Genomic DNA, 20,608 nt, shown 5'->3' with positions numbered 1-20,608 from the left:
CCGGACCGTTTCCGCGACCTTTTCGACATCGGAGCGAGTACGGGTGGGCGTCAGTGTGGCCACGGTTCGGTCACCCGAGCCAGGAAATAGACCGCGCCGCTGGCCCGATGGCGCACGAGCAGGAGGAACGGGCGGTTCACTTCCACGGTGACAGGCGTGCCCGAAGGCGCCGACACCAACCGCATCATGGCAGCGGTGGCCGCGGCGCCTTCCAAGCCGCTCTCGTCGAGCCGCAGTACGGTCTGGTGCAGAACGTCGGACACCGACAGCCGCGGGTCGTCACTGAGTTCACCGAAGTCCGCGCTCGGTTCGAACATCCTGCGTACGCCCAGCGATTCCAAGGCGTCCTTCAGCGGGCAGCGCACGTCCAGCGACAACCGGGGCATCGTCAACCGCACCATCGCCTCGCTCCGCGCCTCCAGCAGCGCGTGCAGCGTCTCGGCGTCGAGTTCGAGTTCGGCCTCGGCCAGGGGACGGTCGGGCAACAGCACCGACGCGCTCACTCCTCCGACCGCGGGCAGGTCCACCAGCCGCCATCCCTCGTGCCGGGCGTAACCGAGACGTTCGGCCTGCCACATCATCGGTCCCCGCACGACACCCGACGGAGCGTGGAAATCACCTTCGGCCGTGCTGGTGTCCCGGAACGGATAGGTCCACGCCACCCGCAGGTACAACGCGCTGACCAGTCCAGCCACCGTGTCACCGCCGACGGTGCCAGGGAGCAGGAGCTCGGGAATGAGGTCGCGGGTCGTGCGGGCCACGTCGGCGTTGATGGTGGCGCGCGCGGCCTCCGGGTCCTCCACGAACGGTGCCGTGGCCACCGCGCCCGAGGGCCAGGAGGTCACGACGTCGGCGAAGCCGGGTTTCATCTGCAACTGCCGCCACACCCACAGCGTGTTGGACACCGCCAACGTCGGCTCGTCCTGCCCGCCGTGAGGGGCGTCGAGCACCGCCGCCTTCCGCAGGAGATCGGCCTGCTCGGAGACCCGTTCGGACGCTCCCGCCAGCAGCGCGGCCGGTTGGGTCGCGGTGTCTCCCCGAGCCGCACGGGCGACCAGCCCCAAAGCACCGGCCACCGAGTAGGGGGAGAAACACGTGTTGCCCCCGGGTGAGCCCAGCGCCCGATGCAGGGCCAGGGCGAAATTCAGGTGAGCTTGAGCGGCGTCGCGTTCCGGCATTCTCCGACGGTACCCCGGTGGGTCAACCGTGCCGTCCCAGATGCCAGGAATGCCATATCCTGGCCTGCGCGTCGGTCAACGAGGCGACCTGGTCCACCACGACCCGCAGGCGCGCCGCGTCGTCCGGGGCCGCCTCCCATGCCGGGCGCAGGTTCACGTCGAGCGCCTCCGGGGAACGCCGGAGCAGCGCTTCCACCAGTTCGGTGACGAGTTGCCGTTGTCCCTCCTGCACGGCCAACCGTCGACGGTCGCTCATCACGTACCGCAGGGCCGACGCCTTGAGCAGCGCCACCTCGGCGGCCACCTGGTCGGGCACGACGAGTTCGGCGGCGTAGCGTGACAGCGGCTCCGGGCCATAGGCGGCGCGGGTGCTCGTGACGGCCGCCGAGACGAACCGGCCGACCAGCTCGCTGGTCATCCGTTTGAGCGCCACATGAGCCGCAGGGGAATCGTCGTAGGGAGTTCGCACGAGGTCGGCCACCGTCGGCAGTTCCAGGAGGGTGGCGGCTGCATGTTCGATCACGGCGACGGGTTGGTCGCAGAAGTGTTCGGCCGCGAGCGACGTCAGCGCGGCGCGTTCGTCGACGTCGGCCAGGACGGCCAGCGAGATCCGTCCGGCCAGCACTCCGTCCTCGACGTCGTGCACCGAGTAGGCCACGTCGTCGGCCCAGTCCATAATCTGCGTTTCCAGACACGTCCGCTCGCCCGGAGCGCCCCGGCGGACCCAGATGAACGCGTCGAGATCGTCGGCATAGACACCGAACTTGCGTCGACCTTCGCGTCGTGGCCACGGATACTTCATCGCCGCGTCGAGACAGGCGCGGGTGAGATTGAGCCCGTAGGGTTCGTCGCGCTCCCCCAACACCTTCGGCTCCAGCCGGGTGAGGATACGCAATGTCTGCGCGTTGCTTTCGAAACCGCCGCACGCCTGCGAGACCTCGTCCAGGGCCGCCTCCCCGTTGTGCCCGAACGGCGGATGCCCGATGTCGTGAGCGAGACCCGCGGTATCGCAGACATCCGGGTCGGCACCGAGATCGACGGCGATGCCCCGGCTGATCTGGGCCACCTCCAGCGAATGTGTCAACCGTGTGCGAGGCACTCCGCTGATCTCGGCCCCTTCACCGGGTCCGACCACCTGGGTCTTCCCGGCGAGCCGCCGCAGCGCCGCCGAGTGCAGCACCCGGGCGCGGTCCCGGGCGAACGGTGTCCGGCCGTCCTCCTGCGCCCCGGGGAGCATGGACGACTTGGGCCGCTCGGCGAACCGCCGCTGCGCATCCTCGGTGGTGTAGGCCATGGAAGCAGCCTAGCGGCGAATCGAGGCCGACCGATCGAATCGAGGCCGGAGGCAAGGGTCGGAAGCGGCTGTCCTCGACAGCTGCTTCCGACAGAGCCGCACCGCCCCGCGTGGGGTCTTTTCCGTGCGGCTTCGTCTTCCTCCCGCCGTATTCGGCCTCTTAGGACGCTATACCGATGACTGCCGGCTAGCTGCCGCTAGCCGTCCAGCAGTTCCTTCACCAGCGCGGCGACCTGTGTGGTCTCGACGAGGAAGGAATCGTGCCCGTACGGCGAGGTGATCTCGGCGTAGCGGGCGTTCGGGATGCCGTCGGCCAGCTCACAGGACTCGGAGGGCAGGTAGAGACGGTCGGAGTCCACGCCGACGGCGATAGTTCGCGCCCGGACGCGGGACAGGGCCTCGCCCACCCCGCCTCGGTCGCGACCGACGTCGTGGCCGTTCATCGAACGGGTGAGCAACACATAGCTGGCGGCGTCGAACCTCCGCACCAGCTTGTCGGCATGGTAGTCCAAATAGGACTCTATGGCGTATCGGCCGCCGTGCCACGGGTCCTCGCCGTCCTGCGGCTTGCGCCCGAACCTCTCGTTGAGCTCCAGCGCGCTGCGATAGGTGGTGTGGGCGATGCGACGGGCGATGCCGAGCCCGCGATGCGGCCCCTGGCCCGGACCACCGTGGTGGTAGTCGCCACCACGCCAATTCGGGTCGGCGAGGATGGCGTGGATCTGCGGGGACGCCCAGGCGATCTGGTCGGCCGACGACGCGGCGGGACTCGCCAGCACCATCAACGTGCGCACCCGGTCAGGCTCCATCACCGCCCACTCCAGCGCGCGCATGCCGCCCATCGACCCGCCGAGCACCGCGGCCCACCGCTCGATGCCCAGCGCATCGGCCAAGGCGACCTCGACCTCCACCTGGTCGCGGATCGTGATGCCCGGGAAGCGACCGCCCCAGTGCCGACCGTCCGGGGCGAGCGATGCGGGACCCGTCGTTCCCTGACACCCACCCAGCACGTTGGGCACCACCACGAACAGCTCGTCGGTGTCCAAGGCTTTTCCGGGGCCGATGAGATCGTCCCACCAGCCCGGGCTCGGATGGCCCGGCTCGATCTCCCCGGCAGCGTGGCTGTCCCCCGTCAACGCGTGTTCGATCAACACCGCATTGGAGGCGTCGGAATTGAGGGTGCCCCACGTCTCGTACGCAATCTGGACCTCGGGCAGTTCCCGCCCCGACTCCAGACGCACCACACCCTCGGGACGGAACCACTTCCGCCGCCCAGGCGGATCTCCCGCCTGCCACGCACCGGTGGCAGGCGGGAGATCGGTGTTGCCCGACAAACTCACTGAGCCGCCTTCGCCGCTCGGAAACCGGCCTCCAGGTCGGCCTTCAGGTCGTCGAGACCCTCCAGGCCCACGGCCAGCCGCACCAGACCCGGCGTGGCGCCGCTGGCGAGCAGTTCCTGCTCGTTGAGCTGGCTGTGCGTGGTGCTGGCCGGATGCACGATCAGGCTGCGCACGTCACCGATGTTCACCAGCTGGCTGTGCAGTTCGGTGCCGTCCACGAACGCACGGCCCGCTTCGATGCCGCCACGCAGCTCGAAGGACACCACCGAGCCCACACCCTTCGGCAGGTACTTCTTCGCCGACTCATAGTACGGGCTGGACGGCAGGCCGGCGTAGTACACCTTCTCCACCTCGTCCCGCTGCTCCAGCCACTCGGCCAGCGCCTGCGCGTTGGAGACGTGCCGCTCCATGCGCAGCGACAGCGTCTCGATGCCCTGCAGGATGAGGAAGCTGTTCAGCGGGGCGATGGCCGACCCGGTGTCACGCAGCCACTGGACGCGTGCCTTCGTCGCGAACGCGCCCGGCCCGAGGGCCTCCCAGTACTTGAGACCGTGGTAGCTGGGGTCGGGCTCATTGAAGCCGGGGAACCGCTCCGGGTGCGCGCCGAAGTCGAACGTGCCGCCGTCCACGAGCACACCCGCGATGGTGGTGCCGTGGCCGCCGAGGTACTTGGTGGCCGAGTGCACCACGACGTCGGCGCCGTGCTCGATCGGACGCAGCAGGTACGGCGTGGGGATGGTGTTGTCCACCACCAGCGGCACACCGACCTCGTGTGCCACGTCGGCCACACCGCGGATGTCGAGCACGTTGCTGCCCGGGTTCGCGAGCGTCTCGGCGAAGAACAACTTGGTGTTCGGCTTGGTCGCCGCACGCCAGGCCTCGAGGTCGTCCTGGTCCTCCACGAACGTCACCTCGACGCCGAGCTTGGCCAAGGTGTACTTGAACAGGTTGTACGTCCCGCCGTACAGGGCCGGACTGGTCACCACGTGGTCTCCCGCGCCCGCGACGTTCAGCACCGCCGCGGTGGTGGCGGCCGAGCCCGAGGAGAACGCCAGCGCCGCCACACCGCCCTCCAACGCGGCGACCCGCTGCTCCAGCACGTCCTGGGTCGGGTTCATGATCCGCGTGTAGATGTTGCCCGGCTCGGCCAGGCTGAACAGGTCGGCCCCGTGCTGGGTATCACGGAAGACGTAGGAGGTCGTCTGGTAGATCGGCGTGGCGCGAGCCCCGGTGGCCGGGTCCGGCTGCGCCCCCGCGTGGATCTGCTTGGTCTCGAACGACCATCCTTCGGTCATCGACTTAACTCCTTCACGTCGGATCGAACCACTGGAGATGGCGGCGTGCTGCGGCAACCGATATCTCTCCACCGACGCTAATGAGTGAGCGACCACTACCCAAGCGCTCCCACGCAGTGGGACAGCTCTGCCCCACATTCGGGTGACGTTCCGGGGACGGCCCCACCACCGAGGGCGAGGGCTACATCCCCAGATCGTCCACCTGGTCCGCCGGGTCCTTCGACAAGCGGTAATACAACAACGCGGCGGTCTCCCTCAGGATGTAACGCATCTGAGTGGACCGCGTCTGCACGATGGGTCCCGAGTGCGTGGGCGAGGTCCACACCGAAAGCCCGGCGTCCTCCGCCATGATTTCCGCCCGCAGCGAGTGCCACGGGTCACTCACCAGGACCACATCGTGCCAACCGCGCTCCTGGATCACCTCCGCCGCCGCCCGCAGCGAACGCAACGTGTCGCTGCCCTCACCCACGGGCAGGGTCGCCTCCACCGGAACGCCCTGGCGCACCAACCAGTTCGCACCGGCCTCGGCCTCGGTGTAGGTGTCCCCGGTCCGCATGCCTCCGGTGGTGACGACGACGTCGGCGACGCCCTCCTCATAGAGCCGGCGGGCGTGGTCGAGCCGTGCCTGGAAGATCTCCGACGGCCTGCCGTTGTACTGGGCGGCGCCGAGCACCACGATGGCATCCACCCGGGGCCGCTCGTCCGCCCGTGCCACGTGCCACACGCGGAACGCCGTGCCACCGGCGAGCAGCAGCCCCACGAGAACGACCCCGACGATAGCGCGCGGCAGCCACTTCCTCACCGCCGCGAGCACGTCAGCAACCGACCAGCCGCGCGGCCAGGTAGGACTCCAGCTGATCGATGGCGATGCGCTCCTGCGCCATCGAGTCACGTTCCCGCACGGTCACGGCATGGTCGTCCAGCGTGTCGAAGTCCACCGTCACGCAGTACGGTGTGCCGATCTCCTCCTGCCTGCGGTAACGCTTGCCGATGGACTGCGCGTCGTCGAAGTCGGTGTTCCAGTGCTTGCGCAGCTGGGCGGCGATGTCGCGAGCCTTCGGGGTGAGGTCGGCGTTACGCGACAGCGGCAGCACCGCCACCTTGTACGGCGCCAGACGAGGGTCCAGCTTCAGCACCGTGCGCTTGTCCGTCCCCCCCTTGGCGTTGGGCACCTCGTCCTCGGTGTAGGCGTCGAGGAGGAACGCCATCATCGTCCTACCGACACCCGCTGCCGGTTCGATCACGAACGGCCGGTACCGCTGACCGGACGCCTGATCGAAGTACGACAGATCCACACCCGAGTGGTTCGAGTGGGTGGTGAGGTCGAAGTCGGTGCGGTTGGCGATGCCCTCGAGCTCGCCCCACTCCTGGCCGGACGAGAAGCGGAAACGGTACTCGATGTCGACCGTGCGCTTGGAGTAGTGGGAGAGCTTCTCCTTCGGGTGCTCGTAGTGCCGCAGGTTCTCCCGACGGATCCCCAGATCGACGTACCAGTCGGTGCGCGTGTCGATCCAGTACTGGTGCCAGGACTCGTCCTCGCCGGGTTCGACGAAGTACTCCATCTCCATCTGCTCGAACTCGCGGGTGCGGAAGATGAAGTTGCCCGGCGTGATCTCGTTGCGGAACGACTTGCCGATCTGGCCGATGCCGAACGGCGGCTTCTTCCGCGAGGTCGTCTGCACGTTGAGGAAGTTGACGAAGATGCCCTGGGCCGTCTCGGGGCGCAGGTAGTGCAGCCCCTCCTCCGACTCCACCGGTCCGAGGTGGGTCTTGAGCATCATGTTGAACTCGCGCGGCTCGGTGTACTGGCCGCGGTTGCCGCAGTTGGGGCACGGCACCTGGGACAGGTCGTCCTCGTCGACCTCGGTCCCGGTGCGCTCGGCGTACTCCTCGGCGAGCTGGTCGGAACGGAACCTCCGGTGGCAGGACAGACACTCCACGAGCGGGTCATGGAACGCGCCCACGTGACCCGACGCCACCCACACCTGGCGCGGCAGGATCACCGACGAGTCGATGCCGACCACGTCCTCGCGGTTCTGCACCACGGCTTTCCACCACTGGCGCTTGATGTTGTCCTTCAACTCGACGCCGAGCGGTCCGTAGTCCCACGCCGACCGGGTACCGCCGTAGATCTCTCCCGAGGGGAAGACGAAGCCACGACGCTTGCACAGGTTGACGACGGTCTCAATGGTATTGGCGGGCACTCCACGCTCCGAAGGCATCCGGATTGGGTTTTCTCTGTGAACCCACAGCGTATCCGGCGAGGTAAGCGACGGGGCCGGTGGGGATGCGGCTCGTCAGGGTGCACTCACCGGTTCGGCGGTGACGATGTGGTTGTCGGAGTAGCCGTCCGTGCCGCCGAGGTAGTCGCCGCCGCACGTGACGAGGACCAGCCGATGAGGACCGTCCTGAGAGAACAGCTCCGGAGCCTGTGTACCCAGCTCGTCCTTGTCCAACGTCTCGACGGCCACCACGCGATACACCCACGTATCGCCCTCGGGGTCGCGCACGGTCACCTCGTCGCCGACGCGGGAGTCCCACAGCACGGCGAACGGGCCGGTCGTGCCGTGCCAGCTCACGTGTCCGGCGACGAGGGACACCCCACGCTCGGCGCCGAAGTCGGCACCCCACCACGCGACCCGGTCGACACCAGCGGGTATTGGGAGCGTGCCGTCGTCGGTGAGTGTCTTTCGGACCAGCGTGGCCGTGGCGGCCGTGCCGGACAGTCTGACGGTGCCCGAAGGCTGTGCCGGCTCGGAGCCCGGCGTGGACGTGGGGGTGGTGTCCCGCGCGCTCTCGGAGCTCGGCGACACACGCAACGGGTCGACGACATCGACGGCGGGGTGCTCCGGTCCGGTGGTCAGTTCGGCCCGAGTGGCCGGCGCGTTGCGTAGCAACGTGACCCCGGCCGTGCCCGCGCACAGTGCAAGCACACCCAGCACCGTGGCAACCCTGCGTTGCCACAGCGATGACCGCCACCACCGGTTCATGAACGGGGCCCGGAAGTCCTGGCATGCCGTGCCAGCAACAGAGCGGCGATGCCGAGCACACCACCTGCGGCCAGCAGACCGGTTCCCCACGTGACGGCACCACCACCGCTCTGTGACGCGACCGCCCTCACACTGAGGCCGTCCGGATCACCCGGGCCGTTCGAGCCGCCCGGAGCGCCCGCCCCCGCTGGGATCGTCACCGGTACCGACGGCGACCGCGGTTCGCCCTCGGCACGCCCTTCGGCGGCGAAACCGTGCGGCACCGAGCAGCTCACCCCACCCAACACGAGCGTCGTCCTGATGGTGCGCGCCCCGCTCTCGTCGGCCCCATCCGCCTTGTCGGCCTCGTCGGACCCTGGCAGGCCGAGAGGAGCACGAGCATCCACGGAGCGGACATGCGTGTCGATCTCCACGAGCCAACCCGACACGGCGGTGACATCGCCGTCGCGCCACTGGTCCTGGCGCAGCAGCTCAGCGAAATCGGCGACGCGCCGAACAGTGATGTCGGAGGTGGCCTCCTCGTCGTCGCCGATCTCCACCGACGCACCGACCGGCAGGTCCGACCTGCTCACCTCACCATCCGAGTCCGGCAGCGGGACAGGGGTCAACTCCCCCTCGGCGTCGATCAGCGCGAGCCGGGCCGCGGACGCACCCGCCGCCACGTCGCGCGCTCCCACACATTCGACGCTGGTGGCGGACGACTCGAACGACAACACGGTGGTGTCGGAGGCCAGGTCGGTGAGGACATAGTCCGCGCGGGCCGTGGCACTGGGCACATGGTCGGGGCGCAGCGTGGCCGAGACGTCGTGGTGGTCGATCTCCAACAGGTAGTTCGGCCCCATGGCGGCGCGTTCCCCGTCGGAACCCGGCAGCGCCGAACGACTTTCCCCCAGCTTGGACGCGCCCGGGGTGAGCGGGGAACGTTGCGTCTCGCTGATCACGGAACCCCCCGGCACGCCGTCACCGACGTCGGTCACCGCCAGCGACGCCACATTGGCGAACGCCACCGGACCCGTCTCCGAGTCCACCGCCGCTGTGTCCGCTGTGTCCGCCACGGCGGGCGCCGCCGCGAGGACGGTGACCGCCACGGCGGACCCAGCGGCCACCAGTTTCGACACGACACGACTCACGCTTCCCCCTCGCCTGGTCGGCACCGCGCTCAACGGATCATCACTGGCGGACGAGCACTAGAATGCTAGTGCACTTCCCGAACGCTGCAGGGCAACCAAGGTTGGAGAGCGACATGGCGACGGTGAGGTCCGACGCGGCGTGTTCGGGCTCGCCTAGCGCCGATGACCTGGGAAAACACCAAAACCACCCTTCCGCACGGCGGTCGGTGGCCGCCGTCGCGCCGCCCTCAGCCGCCACCCTCACCGATGCGGGTGAACTTCTGCGGGCGCTGGCCGCTCCCGTGAGGATCGCGATCGTGTTACAGCTCCACCACGGTCCGCGTTGTGTACACGAACTGGTGGACACGCTGGGCATGGCCCAACCGCTGATCAGCCAGCATCTCAGAGTGCTGAAAGCCGCCGGAGTAGTGCAGGGGCAGCGGCGAGGCCGTGAAGTGGTGTACCACTTGGTGGACAGCCATCTGGCCCACATCGTCGTGGACGCCGTCGCACACGTGCAGGAGGATGCGCAGCCGGTATGAACACCATCGACACCCGTACCCGAGCTCCGCTGCCAGGGCGGAGAGCAACGCGGCAGCGTGCCGCCGTGGTGGACCTCCTCGCCGAGATCGACGACTTCCGCTCGGCGCAGGAACTGCATGACGAGCTGCGCAAGCGCGGCGAGGGCATCGGACTGACCACCGTCTACCGCACGTTGCAGTCACTCTCCGAAGCCGGCGAGATCGACGTGCTCCGAACCGACTCCGGCGAAGCCGTCTACCGGCAATGCTCGACACACCACCATCACCACCTGGTGTGTCGGCACTGCGGATACACCGTCGAGGTGGAGGGCCCGACCGTGGAGCGCTGGGCCGAGAAGGTCGCGTCGAACAACGGGTTCTCCGACATCACCCACACGGTCGAGATCACCGGCACGTGCGCCAAGTGCGCCGACAAGTCATAGGACTCGCACAGGCCCCGTCTTCACGAGCGCCACGAACCGACCTACCGGTCGTCACGTGCCCAGTAATTCCGAACGGATCTGTGACGCCGTGGACACCACGAGCATCAACAGCGTGCCCAGCGCGCCCTCCTCGAGGCCCTGCGCCGGAAAGGCGTAGCGCAGGGTGAGATCCATACCGTGGTCGGTGTGGACGATGCCGAGCGTGCCGAACAGGCCCTGACCCGCGCGTTCGGCGACCGTGGCCGCCACATTGGGATCGTTGGGCAGATCCCACGCCACCACGCACGTCAGGCTCAGCACCGACAGTCCCTCGGCCAACCGCATGGCCTGCACGACGCACGGCACGTCGGCGTGCGAGAAGGTGAGCGTGCCGTCGTCGTCGACATGCACGTCCAAGAACCGTTCGAGCGCGTGCCGGGCCGATGTCAGTAATGCGGCGGTATCGACTGCCTCCGACGTCATGCCGGGTCACCCCCGTGCGCTTGAGCGGCGGCGTCCACCGCGGCCCCGAACCGGCGGTCGCGTTTGGCGTACTCCAGGCACGCCTCCCACAACTTCCTGCGGTCGAAATCGGGAAAGAGCGTGTCCTGGAAAACGAACTCGGCATACGCCGACTGCCACAGCAGGAAGTTCGACGTCCGCAGCTCACCCGACGGGCGCAGGAACAGATCCACATCCGGCATCTCGGGCTGATACAGATACTTCGCGAGCATCCGATCATCCACTTTGTTGGGATTGATCTTCCCCTCGGCCGCGAGCTGCGCGATCCGGCGCGCGGCGTCTCCGAGTTCGGCGCGTCCCCCGTAGTTGACGCACATCGTCATGTTCATGCGCGTGTTGTGCTTGGTCTTCTCCTCGGCAGCACGCAGCTCTTTGATCACGCTGCGCCACAGCCTCGGCGCGCGCCCTGCCCAGCGGATGCGTACCCCGATCGAGCCCAGGTAGTCGACCTGCCTGCGGATGGTGTCGCGGTTGAAGCCCATCAGAAACCGCACCTCGTCGGGGCTGCGTTTCCAGTTCTCCGTCGAGAACGCGTACACGGACAGCCACTTGATGCCGAGTTGCACCGCACCGCTGGCGATGTCGATCATCACGGCCTCGCCGCGTTTGTGTCCCTCGATGCGGGGCAGCCCCCGCTGATTCGCCCACCGGCCGTTGCCGTCCATGACCAGGGCTACGTGTTTCGGGACCAACTCCGGCGGAATGTTCGGTGGCTGGGCACCTGAGGGATGAGGATCAGGTTCCCGTAGCTCCACGTGCGCTTTCGCGGCTTCGCTTCCCCTGCGCCGCACTCGTTACCTCCGTCTCGCCGGACACCGTGCCCGACCCTAACGTGTCCCCGATCGGCGTCTCGCGGGCACGGCGTTCCACGAACGGCAGCGATCTCAGTTGGCGTTCCAGGTGCCACTGCAGGTGTGCCGCGACCAGCCCGCTGACATCGCGGCGCACACCGTTGGTGCTGCTCTCGGCGGTCTCCCAGTCGCCGTGCAACAGCGCGGCGAGCAGTACGAGCACCTCGGGGGCGGGATGCACCGACCCCGGTACGCGGCAACGCGGGCACAGCGACCCGCCGGCCTGGACGTTGAAGGCACCGTGCGGGCCGGGTTGCCCGCAACGGGCGCACTCGGTGATGGCGGGGGCCCACCCGGCGAACGCCATCGACCTCAGCAGGAACGCGTCGAGTACCAGGGAGGCGTCCCGCCTTCCCTCGGCCAACGCCCGCAACGCTCCGACGACCAACAGGTACAGCTTGAGCGCCGGTTCACCTTCCTCGGCGGTGAGCCGGTCGGCGGTTTCGGTGATGGCGCTGGCGGCGGTGTAGCGCTGGTAGTCACCGACGATGGGCAGCGCGAACGCGTCCACGGTCTCGACCTGCGTGATGACGTCCAACGTGCGGCCCGTGTAGAACTGCACATCGACGTGTCCGAACGGCTCCAGCCGGGCACCGAAGCGGGACGTCGTGCGCCGCACGCCCTTGGCGACCGCACGGACCTTGCCGTGCCGCCGAGTGAGCAACGTGATGATGCGGTCGGCCTCACCGAGCTTGTGCACCCGCAGCACCACGCCAGTGTCCCGATACAGACTCACGTCCCCATCGTCCCACGTGAGCGGGAAGTCCCAGCTCAGGCCCGCAACCACTCCAGCGCGGGCACCGGCAGGACCCGCACCACCCACCACATGAACAGAAGAACGACGAGGACGACGGCCGACCAACGTCCCGGCGCTCCACGCGGCCACCACGACGCCGCCCGCCCGGCCTCCCAGCGCGCGAGAGCCACGAGCACCACCGCGACGAGCGGGAGCAACACCACGACGGCGAACAGGTTGTGGTCGAGCGCACCCGCCAGATCACCCTCCAGCAGGGCACCGAGTGCCCGGCTGCCTCCGCAGAAGGGACAGTCCAATCCGGTGGCGGCCTGGAACCAACACGGAATGGCCAGCGCGCCGGTACCGAGAGCGACAGCGACGACGGCACTGAAAACCACGACGACCGGCGTGGCGCGCAGTGAGCGCCACGACCGGTCGGTTCGCGAGCCATTCATGGTGCTGTCAGTACATCGGCATCGCCTTGGTGGAGATCACATACGTCTTGGCGGCCTTGTCGTGCCAACCCTGCCTGGCCTGCTCGTCGAAGAACGGCGAGAGCATCGTCAACAGGGAGATAAGGCTGCCGATGCACGGCACCAGAGCCGGCAGAATCATCACCGCGAACCTGGTGAAAGCGGGGCTGCTGCCGGTCCCTGCACCGGGCTGTCCGGCCGAGTACTCCGTGACGACACGGAGCCCGGCGACGCTCTTGCCCACCGTGGCACCGCGCGCGGAGATCATCATGCCCTCGTAGAGCAACATCGCGATGGAGGCGATCGGAACCATCAGAAACGAGATCCACCACATGTTCGGGCTGGAAGCGATCACCGCGAACTGCAGGATCATCATGATGATCCCCACGGGGACACCGATGATGAGGCCGTCGACGAGACGGGCGAGAAAACGGCTGCCCATGGTGCCCAACACCAATGGCCCCGAATGCGGGAACTGAATCTGCGCGCCCGGCACGATGATGCGCGCCTGGCCGGGGAAAGCCGGCCCGCCACCCGGCGGAGGCTGCTGGCCGGGGAATCCGCCCGGCGCACCGTACGGCTGTCCCGGCTGCTGCGGAAAACCACCCGACGGGGAGAAAGGCTGCTGTCCTTGAGCGCCGGGGAACCCGCCGGCCGGTGACGGCTGCTGATAACCGCCCTGTTGCTGACCGAAGGGCTGCTGCCCCAGTTGCCCTTGCTGCCCCAAGGGTTGCTGTTGGCCTTGTTGCCCGAACGGCTGTTGGCCCGGCTGTGCTTGCTGACCGAAGCCCGCAGGCTGCTGCCCGAACGGCTGCTGCCCCGGCTGTCCTTGCTGACCGAAAGGCTGCTGCTGGTTGTAGGGATTAGTCATACCGGCTCTCCCCCAGGGTGGTGACGGACGCGCGAGAGATTACCTGATCACTCAGAAGCCAAGTCTTCGGAGTTGCTTCGGGTCTTTCTGCCAGTCTTTGGCCACCTTGATGTGCAGGTCGAGATACACCTTGCTGCCCAACAGCGCCTCGATCTGCTGGCGTGCCTTCGCTCCGACTTCCTTGAGCCTGCTGCCTCGATGACCGAGCACGATGCCACGCTGGCTGGAACGCTCCACATACAGATGGGCGTAGATGTCGACGAGGTCCTCACGGCCCGGCCGGGGATACATCTCCTCGATCGTCACGGCGATGGAGTGCGGAAGCTCGTCGCGCACGCCCTCCAGCGCCGCCTCCCGGATCAGCTCCGCCACCAAGGTCTGCTCGGGCTCGTCCGTGAGCTCGCCGTCCGGATACAGCTCCGGACCCTCCGGCAATCTCGCCACCAGCAGGTCGGCCAACGTGTCCACCTGGTAGCCGTCGACGGCCGACACCGGGACCAGGTCGGCGAAGTCCATGACGTCCTGCAGGGCCAGCAGCTGCTTGGCGACCTGTTCCTTACTCACGAGGTCGGTCTTGGTGACGATGCCGAGCACCGGCGTCCGACGCGCGATCTTGGCCAGTTCATCGGCGATGAACCGGTCGCCGGGCCCGATCTTCTCGTCCGCCGGCACGCAGAACCCGACGACGTCCACTTCCGACCACGTGGCCCGCACGAGGTCGTTGAGCCTCTGCCCCAGCAGCGTGCGCGGACGATGCAGGCCCGGAGTGTCCACGATGATGAGTTGCGCGTCCTCCCGGTGCACGATGCCGCGGATGGCGTGTCGAGTGGTCTGCGGCTTATCCGACGTGATGGCGACCTTCGACCCCACGAGCGCGTTGGTCAGCGTGGACTTGCCGGCGTTGGGCCTGCCGACGAAACACGCGAACCCCGAGCGATGTTCGGCCTCACTCACCGCAGCGTCTCCTGTACGGCCCCCGACGGATCGGCCCGCAGGACCGGGGCGTCCGCGGAGAGATCACGCACCGCTCGCACCGACTCCTCCCGTACCGCCTGTTCCTCGGTCACCACGGCCGCGGCCTCCAAGGCCTCGGCACCACTGGACACCGCCGCGGCCACCGCGGCCTGCAACGCGGTCAACTCAAGCGAGGGCAGCTCCACCGTCGCGGCGGCATACGTGCGGCCGTCGGTGTCGCGCACAGCCGCTCCCTCGGCCGCCTGCGTCCTCGCGCGCGTGGAACGCGCCAAGGTGATGAGCTTCTCGTCCTCGGGGTCGAGGTCAGGCATGATTCTCCACTCTCCTGTCCCGGTCATCGCGGTCGTCGCGATCGTTGCGGTCGTTGGTGTCCTCGGCCGTGTCAGGGGTACCGGGCCCGATGGGACGCCCGTCCGCCGCCCGCACGACCACGGTCGTGATCCTCATGCGGCCGCGGCGGTCCTTGCCACCCTCCGCACGTAGGCGCAGCCCGTCAATCTCGGCCTCCGCCCCGGGAAGAGGGACCCGGCCTAATCTCTGAGCGAGGAGGCCACCAACCGTCTCCACGTCGTGCTCCGAGAGGTCGACGTCGAACAGCTCGCCCAGGTCGTCGACCCCCAAGCGCGCGGAGACCCGCACCACCCGCTCGTCGACGTACTCGATGGGTGGCCGTTCGTCGGTGTCGGACTCGTCGGTGATCTCACCGACGATCTCCTCCAGAATGTCCTCGATGGTGACGAGCCCGGCCGTGCCACCGTACTCGTCCACAGCGATGACCATGTGATGCCGCGAGACCTGCATGTGTCTCAGCAGGCTGTCGAGACGTTTGGAATCGGGCACGAAGTCGGCGGGCGTCATCAGCTCGCGTACTTCGCGGGTGGTGCCGTCCTCGCCGATGGCCGCCTGAACGAGGTCCTTGAGATTCACCACGCCGACGATCTCGTCCACGGACTCCCCGATCACAGGGATGCGGGTGAATCCGGTTCGCATGGACAGGGCCAGCGCCTGCCGTACGGTCTTGTTCTGCTCGATCCACACGATTTCGGTGCGCGGCACCATCACCTCACGCGCCACCGTGTCCCCGAGCTCGAACACCGAATGGATCATCTCGCGTTCGTCGGTGCCCACCACACCGCGTTCCTCCGCGAGGTCGACGAGTTCACGAAGCTCCGTCTCGCTCGTGAACGGCCCCTCCCGGAAACCCCCACCGGGTGTGATGGCGTTGCCGAGCACGATGAGCAGCCTGCTCAGCGGCCCGAGCACGGTTCCCAGCACGCGTACCGGCCCCGCCACGACGAGCCCGACACGGTACGGGTGTTGCCTTCCCACGGTGCGTGGTCCGACGCCCACGAGAACGTAGCTGACCAGCGCCATGACAAGAGCGGCGAGCAACACCGCCAACCACTCGGGGTCGATCCAGCGCAGCGCCACCACGGTGACGAGCACTGTGGCGGTCAGTTCGCAGCCCATCCGCAACAGCAACAACAGATTGATGTGTCGAGAACGGTCGCGGAGCACCACGAGGAGCTGCCGAGCGCCGACCCGGCCCTCCCGTTCCAGGCCCTCAGCCCGCGCGATCGACGCCGTGCTGACGGCCGAATCGGCCGCCGCGAAGACACCACCGAACAACACGAGCAGGACTGCCACGACCAAAACTGTGGCCGAAGAGGTCACGATGTCTCCGAATCAGACCTTCCGTCGAGTCCTGCCGCACCCAACAAACGGTCGTCGCTGCTGCGCTGCACATCCTGCTTACGCGCGGCAGCGAGGAGGTCGCGGAAATCGGCCATGATGCGGTTCTGCAGAGCGAACATCTCGCGTTCCTCGTCCGGCTCGGCGTGGTCGTACCCGAGCAGGTGCAACACCCCGTGCACGGTGAGCAGGTGCAGCTCGTCCAGCAGGGAATGCCCGGCCTGGCGCGCCTGGTCCTTGGCGAACGCGGGGCAGAGCACGATGTCACCGAGCAGAGCGGGTGACGGCTCCGCCGCATCGGGCCGACGGCCCACCTCCAGCTCGTCCATGGGGAAAGCCATCACGTCGGTGGGGCCCGGCAGGTCCATCCACCGCTCGTGCAGGTCTTCCATCACGTCGAGCGTGACCAACACGATCGACAGCTCGGCGAGCGGACTGACCTCCATGCGGTCCAACGCGAACCGCGCCGACGACACGATCGACGCCTCGTCGACGTCGATCCCGGACTCGTTGGCGATCTCGATACTCACCGGCGGTCCCGCCCACCGGGCTTCGGCGCCCCGTCAGTACCGTCCTGCGTCGCCTGCCACTTCTCGTAGGCATCGACAATGTCGCCTACCAGCTTGTGCCGGACCACGTCGTGACTCGTCAGGGTGGAGAAGTGCAGGTCGTTCACGCCCTCGAGGATCTCACGCACCACCCGCAGGCCACTACGCTGCCCACTCGGCAGGTCGACCTGCGTCACATCACCGGTCACCACGATCTTGGAGCCGAACCCGAGCCGGGTGAGGAACATCTTCATCTGCTCGGGAGTGGTGTTCTGCGCCTCGTCGAGGATGATGAACGCGTCGTTCAACGTCCGCCCCCGCATGTAGGCCAGTGGGGCGATCTCGATGGTGCCCGACTGCATCAACCTCGGAATCGACTCCGGGTCGACCATGTCGTGCAGCGCGTCGTACAGCGGCCGCAGATACGGGTCGATCTTCTCGTACAGCGTGCCGGGCAGGTACCCCAGTCGCTCCCCCGCCTCGACGGCGGGCCTGGTCAGGATGATTCGCGTGACCTGCTTGCTCTGCAGTGCCTGCACGGCCTTGGCCATCGCCAGATACGTCTTGCCGGTACCCGCAGGGCCGACGCCGAACACCACCGTGTGCTGGTCGATGGCGTCGACGTACCGCTTCTGGTTCAGCGTCTTGGGACGGATCGTCCGGCCACGCCGCGACAGGACGTTCATGCTGAGCACGTCGGCGGGGGACTCGGCCCCACCCGTCGAGAGCATGGCCACGGTGCGACGGACGGTATCGGGCCCCACTTGCTGGCCCCGTCCAGCCAGAGTCATCAACTCCTCGAACACCCGACCGGCGAACGCCACGTCACCGGCTGTCCCTGTCAGTGTGACCTCGTTACCGCGGACATGAACGTCGGCTTCCAGCATCTCCTCGGCGACACGGAGGTTCTCGTCCCCCGAGCCGAGCAACACGAGCACGGCGGCATCGGGAATCGAGAACTTCGACTGCGCCGAACGCTCTTGGGGCGCTGTGGCTTTTGTGGACCGCAGCGGTTCGGTTCCGGCCACGTGGCCTCGGGCCTACTTTCTGCACGCTCGTGCTGGTCGACAACAAAACGGACACGTCAATGCTAATAGCACCGACCACGCCGGAGGAGGGGAGTTTACCCGCCCCCGCATTCACTGGGAATTCATTAGGATCAACGACCGAACGAGCCGAGCTGTTCCCCGCCGAGAAGATGAACGTGTACGTGGAACACCGTCTGCCCCGCATCGGCGCCGGTGTTGAACACCACCCGGTAGCCGCCTCCCAGCCCCTCCAGTTCCGCGACCCGAGCCGCCGTGGTCACAACGTCGGCCAACAGTCGCGGATCAGCGGCGGCGAGCTCGGCGACGTCCCGGTAACGGGTCTTGGGGACCACGAGCACGTGCGTAGCGGCCTGCGGGCTGATGTCCCGGAACGCGATCGTGGTGTCGGTCTCGTAGACGATGTCGGCGGGCACCTCCCTGGCGATGATCCGCTCGAACAACGTCTCGGCGCTGTCGTCCTTGTCGTCGATGCCGTCGTGTTCGCTCACAAGCCCCTCCCGGCGTCGCTGGATGTCGCGGTCGTCACCGCGGCTGGCACCGCGGTCATCACCGTCGGAAATCCATTCTGACTCCGGATCGAGCGGCGCGGGCGCCGCGGGGCGGTTGCAGCCTGGGGGTCGCTCCACCCGCCTCCGCGGCTCCGCCGGACCGAGGGGGAGACGCCCGGCGGGTCCTCGCCCTGCGCGGAAGCCGCACGCTGCGCAGGTGGTGGTCAGCGTAAGACGTGCAAGGACGAACGCGTAGCGAAATGCGAAAGAAAACACGCATTTGTATCGCTCGCGCTACTCGGTGACCGCCCGTTCGGTCTACCTCCATCGTGCAGTCAGCGCACCGAGTGCTCCGAGCGCCACCGCGGCCGCCGTGGAAGTCCGCAACACCGTCGGCCCCAACCGGACACCGCGCGCGCCCGCCTCCACGAACGCGTCGCGCTCCTCGGGCGCGACACCTCCCTCGGGGCCGACGACGAGCATCAACTCCCCTTTCTCGGGAAACTCGACGTCGGCGAAGGACTCGGAGGCGGCACCGTCGAGCACCAACGCGAGATCGGCCTCGGCGAGCATGGGCGCAAGCTGCCGGGTGCTCACCGGTTCGGTCACCTCGGGCACCCAAGCCCGGCGAGCCTGTTTGGCCGCGGCGCGCGCGGTCGCACGCCACTTCGCCAACGCCTTGGCACCCCGGGGACCGTCGTCCCAACGCGCCACGCTCCGGGCAGCCCGCCACGGCACGACGGCGTCGACGCCGGCCTCGGTGGCCAACTCCACCGCCAGCTCCCCACGATCACCCTTCGCCAGAGCCTGGACGACCGTCACCCGCAGAGCCGGAGCGGGCACCGTGTGTGTCGCCTCCACCCGCAGTTCCACAGTGGGTCTCCGTCCCGGGTGCACGGCGTGGGCCACGCACTCGGCCAGCCCGCCGCGACCATCGGACAGCGCCAACCGCTCGCCCTCTCGCAGCCTGCGCACGGTGACGGCGTGATGTGCCTCCTCGCCTTCGAGCACCGCGAAACCGGTGCCGGGCAAGGACGGCACGAAAAACACCGGGGGTGTCGCGTCTACCACGGTCGATGTCCGGTTTCCGAGGGACTGTCAGCGCTTCGAACGCAGTTTGGAGAAAAGGCCGCCCTGCTTGTGACCGTTGCCCGCGAGGCTCGGTGTGTCCTCGCCACGCAGCCTCGCCAACTCACGCAGCAACTCGGCCTGCTCGTCGTCGAGCTTGGTGGGAACCACGACCTCGATGTGGATGTGCAGGTCACCCCGGCCGTCGACCCGACCCGACGACCGCAGTCGCGGCATCCCCAGGCCGGGCAGCACGCGCTCTGTACCGGGCTGGGTGCCGGGCTCGATCTCCACTTCCGTCTCGCCGTCCACGAGCGTTTCCATCGGGACCACCGCCCCGAGAGCCGCCGTGGTGACCGGAACCCGCAGCTTGCAGTGCAGGTCGTTGCCCTGCCGCTCGAAGTCCTCGTGCGGTATTTCCTCGACCTCGACGTACAGGTCACCCGCGGGGCCACCGCCCGGACCCACCTCGCCCTGCCCGGACAGGCGGATCCGCATGCCGTCACCGACACCGGGCGGGATCTTCGCCGTGACGTCCCTGCGGGCCCGCACGCGGCCGTCGCCACCGCACTGCTGACACGGATCGGTGATCACCTCGCCGTACCCGCGGCAGGTCGGGCACGGCCGCGCCGTGACGACCTGGCCGAGGAACGACCGCTGCACGGACTGCACCTCACCCTGACCGCCACACGTGTCACAGGTGACGACGCTGCCGCCCTCGGCCGTGCCCGCGCCCCGGCACCGGTCGCACAGGATGGCCGTGTCCACGGTGATCTGCTTGCTGACGCCGATGGCGCACTCCTCCAGCGTCAGTTGCAGGCGAATGAGGGCGTCGGAGCCGGGCTGCACCCGACTCCGCGGCCCCCGACCCCGCGCGCCACCGGCGGCGGCACCGAAGAAGGCATCCATGATGTCGCCGAGCCCGCCGAAGCCGGCGAACGGGTCACGCGCACCCGCCCCGGCCCCGTTGTCCATCGGGTCGCCGCCGAGGTCGACGATCTTGCGCTTCTGGGGGTCGGACAGCACCTCGTAGGCGGTGGTCACCTCACTGAACTTGTGCTGTGCGTCCTCGGAGGGGTTGACATCGGGATGCAGCTCCCGCGCCAGCTTGCGGTAGGCGCGCTTGATCTCCTGGTCGGTCGCGTTCTTCGACACGCCGAGGATGCCGTAGTAGTCCTTGGCCACC

Annotated in this window: 23 protein-coding genes; 2 read left to right on the top strand and 21 right to left on the bottom strand. The window is 68.1% G+C overall.

Annotated features, from left to right (window positions below):
- Nucleotides 1-50: 50 nt before the first annotated feature.
- From M7H19_RS08785 to M7H19_RS08750, 8 genes are all read right to left on the bottom strand, one after another.
- Nucleotides 51-1,178 (bottom strand): serpin family protein, encoded by a 1,128-nt coding sequence (locus M7H19_RS08785; RefSeq protein WP_298179415.1) that lies wholly within the window; start codon nt 1,176-1,178, stop codon nt 51-53.
- Nucleotides 1,179-1,200: 22 nt separating this feature from the next.
- Nucleotides 1,201-2,472 carry a deoxyguanosinetriphosphate triphosphohydrolase gene (locus M7H19_RS08780; RefSeq protein ID WP_298179412.1) on the bottom strand — a complete coding sequence of 424 codons (1,272 nt, stop codon included), beginning with the start codon at nt 2,470-2,472 and terminating at the stop codon, nt 1,201-1,203.
- 197 nt (nt 2,473-2,669) lie between these two features.
- The gene (locus M7H19_RS08775; RefSeq protein WP_298179409.1) at nt 2,670-3,812 is read right to left on the bottom strand and encodes a homoserine O-acetyltransferase; all 1,143 of its coding nucleotides are present in this window, start codon (nt 3,810-3,812) and stop codon (nt 2,670-2,672) included.
- Nucleotides 3,809-5,107, bottom strand: a complete 1,299-nt coding sequence (locus tag M7H19_RS08770; protein WP_298179406.1) for a bifunctional o-acetylhomoserine/o-acetylserine sulfhydrylase — start codon at nt 5,105-5,107, stop codon at nt 3,809-3,811. The genes M7H19_RS08775 and M7H19_RS08770 overlap by 4 nt, the downstream gene beginning before the upstream one ends.
- A gap of 181 nt (nt 5,108-5,288) precedes the next feature.
- Nucleotides 5,289-5,921 carry a YdcF family protein gene (locus tag M7H19_RS08765; RefSeq protein WP_298179403.1) on the bottom strand — a complete coding sequence of 211 codons (633 nt, stop codon included), beginning with the start codon at nt 5,919-5,921 and terminating at the stop codon, nt 5,289-5,291.
- A gap of 1 nt (nt 5,922) precedes the next feature.
- Complete coding sequence (locus M7H19_RS08760; protein WP_298179401.1) at nt 5,923-7,311, bottom strand: glycine--tRNA ligase; 1,389 nt, start codon at nt 7,309-7,311, stop codon at nt 5,923-5,925.
- A gap of 93 nt (nt 7,312-7,404) precedes the next feature.
- Nucleotides 7,405-8,049, bottom strand: coding sequence for a class F sortase (locus tag M7H19_RS08755; RefSeq protein WP_363321348.1), 645 nt, complete (start codon nt 8,047-8,049; stop codon nt 7,405-7,407).
- Nucleotides 8,050-8,093: 44 nt separating this feature from the next.
- Entirely contained in the window at nt 8,094-9,227 is a 1,134-nt protein-coding gene (locus M7H19_RS08750) for a hypothetical protein (RefSeq protein ID WP_298179395.1), read from the bottom strand.
- A gap of 113 nt (nt 9,228-9,340) precedes the next feature.
- On the opposite strand from M7H19_RS08750, the gene M7H19_RS08745 reads away from it, so the two are divergent.
- Nucleotides 9,341-9,748 (top strand): metalloregulator ArsR/SmtB family transcription factor, encoded by a 408-nt coding sequence (locus M7H19_RS08745; RefSeq protein ID WP_298179392.1) that lies wholly within the window; start codon nt 9,341-9,343, stop codon nt 9,746-9,748.
- Nucleotides 9,745-10,170: a Fur family transcriptional regulator gene (locus tag M7H19_RS08740; protein WP_298179389.1), complete on the top strand. Its 426-nt coding sequence runs from the start codon at nt 9,745-9,747 to the stop codon at nt 10,168-10,170. Before M7H19_RS08745 ends, M7H19_RS08740 begins: the two co-directional genes overlap by 4 nt.
- Before the next feature lie 51 nt (nt 10,171-10,221).
- Here the strand turns inward: M7H19_RS08740 and M7H19_RS08735 are convergent, their stop codons facing one another.
- The 13 genes from M7H19_RS08735 to dnaJ form a co-directional block, all read right to left on the bottom strand.
- Nucleotides 10,222-10,632 carry a hypothetical protein gene (locus tag M7H19_RS08735; protein ID WP_298179387.1) on the bottom strand — a complete coding sequence of 137 codons (411 nt, stop codon included), beginning with the start codon at nt 10,630-10,632 and terminating at the stop codon, nt 10,222-10,224.
- Nucleotides 10,629-11,462 (bottom strand): isoprenyl transferase, encoded by an 834-nt coding sequence (locus tag M7H19_RS08730; protein WP_298179385.1) that lies wholly within the window; start codon nt 11,460-11,462, stop codon nt 10,629-10,631. The genes M7H19_RS08735 and M7H19_RS08730 overlap by 4 nt, the downstream gene beginning before the upstream one ends.
- Nucleotides 11,407-12,258: a DNA repair protein RecO gene (recO, locus tag M7H19_RS08725; protein ID WP_298179382.1), complete on the bottom strand. Its 852-nt coding sequence runs from the start codon at nt 12,256-12,258 to the stop codon at nt 11,407-11,409. The genes M7H19_RS08730 and recO overlap by 56 nt, the downstream gene beginning before the upstream one ends.
- A 35-nt stretch (nt 12,259-12,293) precedes the next feature.
- Nucleotides 12,294-12,713 (bottom strand): DUF2752 domain-containing protein, encoded by a 420-nt coding sequence (locus M7H19_RS08720; protein ID WP_298179379.1) that lies wholly within the window; start codon nt 12,711-12,713, stop codon nt 12,294-12,296.
- 7 nt (nt 12,714-12,720) lie between these two features.
- A complete protein-coding gene (locus M7H19_RS08715) occupies nt 12,721-13,602 on the bottom strand; it encodes an RDD family protein (protein WP_298179376.1) in 882 nt (293 codons plus the stop codon).
- 51 nt (nt 13,603-13,653) lie between these two features.
- The gene (era, locus tag M7H19_RS08710; RefSeq protein WP_298179374.1) at nt 13,654-14,556 is read right to left on the bottom strand and encodes a GTPase Era; all 903 of its coding nucleotides are present in this window, start codon (nt 14,554-14,556) and stop codon (nt 13,654-13,656) included.
- Complete coding sequence (locus tag M7H19_RS08705; RefSeq protein WP_298179371.1) at nt 14,553-14,888, bottom strand: cytidine deaminase; 336 nt, start codon at nt 14,886-14,888, stop codon at nt 14,553-14,555. The genes era and M7H19_RS08705 overlap by 4 nt, the downstream gene beginning before the upstream one ends.
- Nucleotides 14,881-16,251, bottom strand: coding sequence for a hemolysin family protein (locus M7H19_RS08700; RefSeq protein WP_298179369.1), 1,371 nt, complete (start codon nt 16,249-16,251; stop codon nt 14,881-14,883). The genes M7H19_RS08705 and M7H19_RS08700 overlap by 8 nt, the downstream gene beginning before the upstream one ends.
- Nucleotides 16,248-16,799, bottom strand: a complete 552-nt coding sequence (gene ybeY, locus M7H19_RS08695; RefSeq protein ID WP_298179367.1) for an rRNA maturation RNase YbeY — start codon at nt 16,797-16,799, stop codon at nt 16,248-16,250. Before ybeY ends, M7H19_RS08700 begins: the two co-directional genes overlap by 4 nt.
- Entirely contained in the window at nt 16,796-17,845 is a 1,050-nt protein-coding gene (locus tag M7H19_RS08690; RefSeq protein WP_298179365.1) for a PhoH family protein, read from the bottom strand. The genes ybeY and M7H19_RS08690 overlap by 4 nt, the downstream gene beginning before the upstream one ends.
- A 131-nt stretch (nt 17,846-17,976) precedes the next feature.
- Complete coding sequence (locus M7H19_RS08685) at nt 17,977-18,354, bottom strand: histidine triad nucleotide-binding protein (protein WP_298179362.1); 378 nt, start codon at nt 18,352-18,354, stop codon at nt 17,977-17,979.
- Nucleotides 18,355-18,672: 318 nt separating this feature from the next.
- Nucleotides 18,673-19,425 carry a 16S rRNA (uracil(1498)-N(3))-methyltransferase gene (locus M7H19_RS08680; protein WP_298179359.1) on the bottom strand — a complete coding sequence of 251 codons (753 nt, stop codon included), beginning with the start codon at nt 19,423-19,425 and terminating at the stop codon, nt 18,673-18,675.
- A gap of 27 nt (nt 19,426-19,452) precedes the next feature.
- Nucleotides 19,453-20,607, bottom strand: coding sequence for a molecular chaperone DnaJ (gene dnaJ / locus M7H19_RS08675; RefSeq protein ID WP_298179356.1), 1,155 nt, complete (start codon nt 20,605-20,607; stop codon nt 19,453-19,455).
- Between the last annotated feature and the right edge of the window lies 1 nt (nt 20,608).

The sequence above is a fragment of the Saccharomonospora sp. genome (assembly GCF_027317685.1).
Classification (GTDB): domain Bacteria; phylum Actinomycetota; class Actinomycetes; order Mycobacteriales; family Pseudonocardiaceae; genus Saccharomonospora.
The sequence above is the reverse complement of the archived record's forward strand: the minus strand, read 5'-3'. Positions and strand labels throughout refer to the sequence as shown.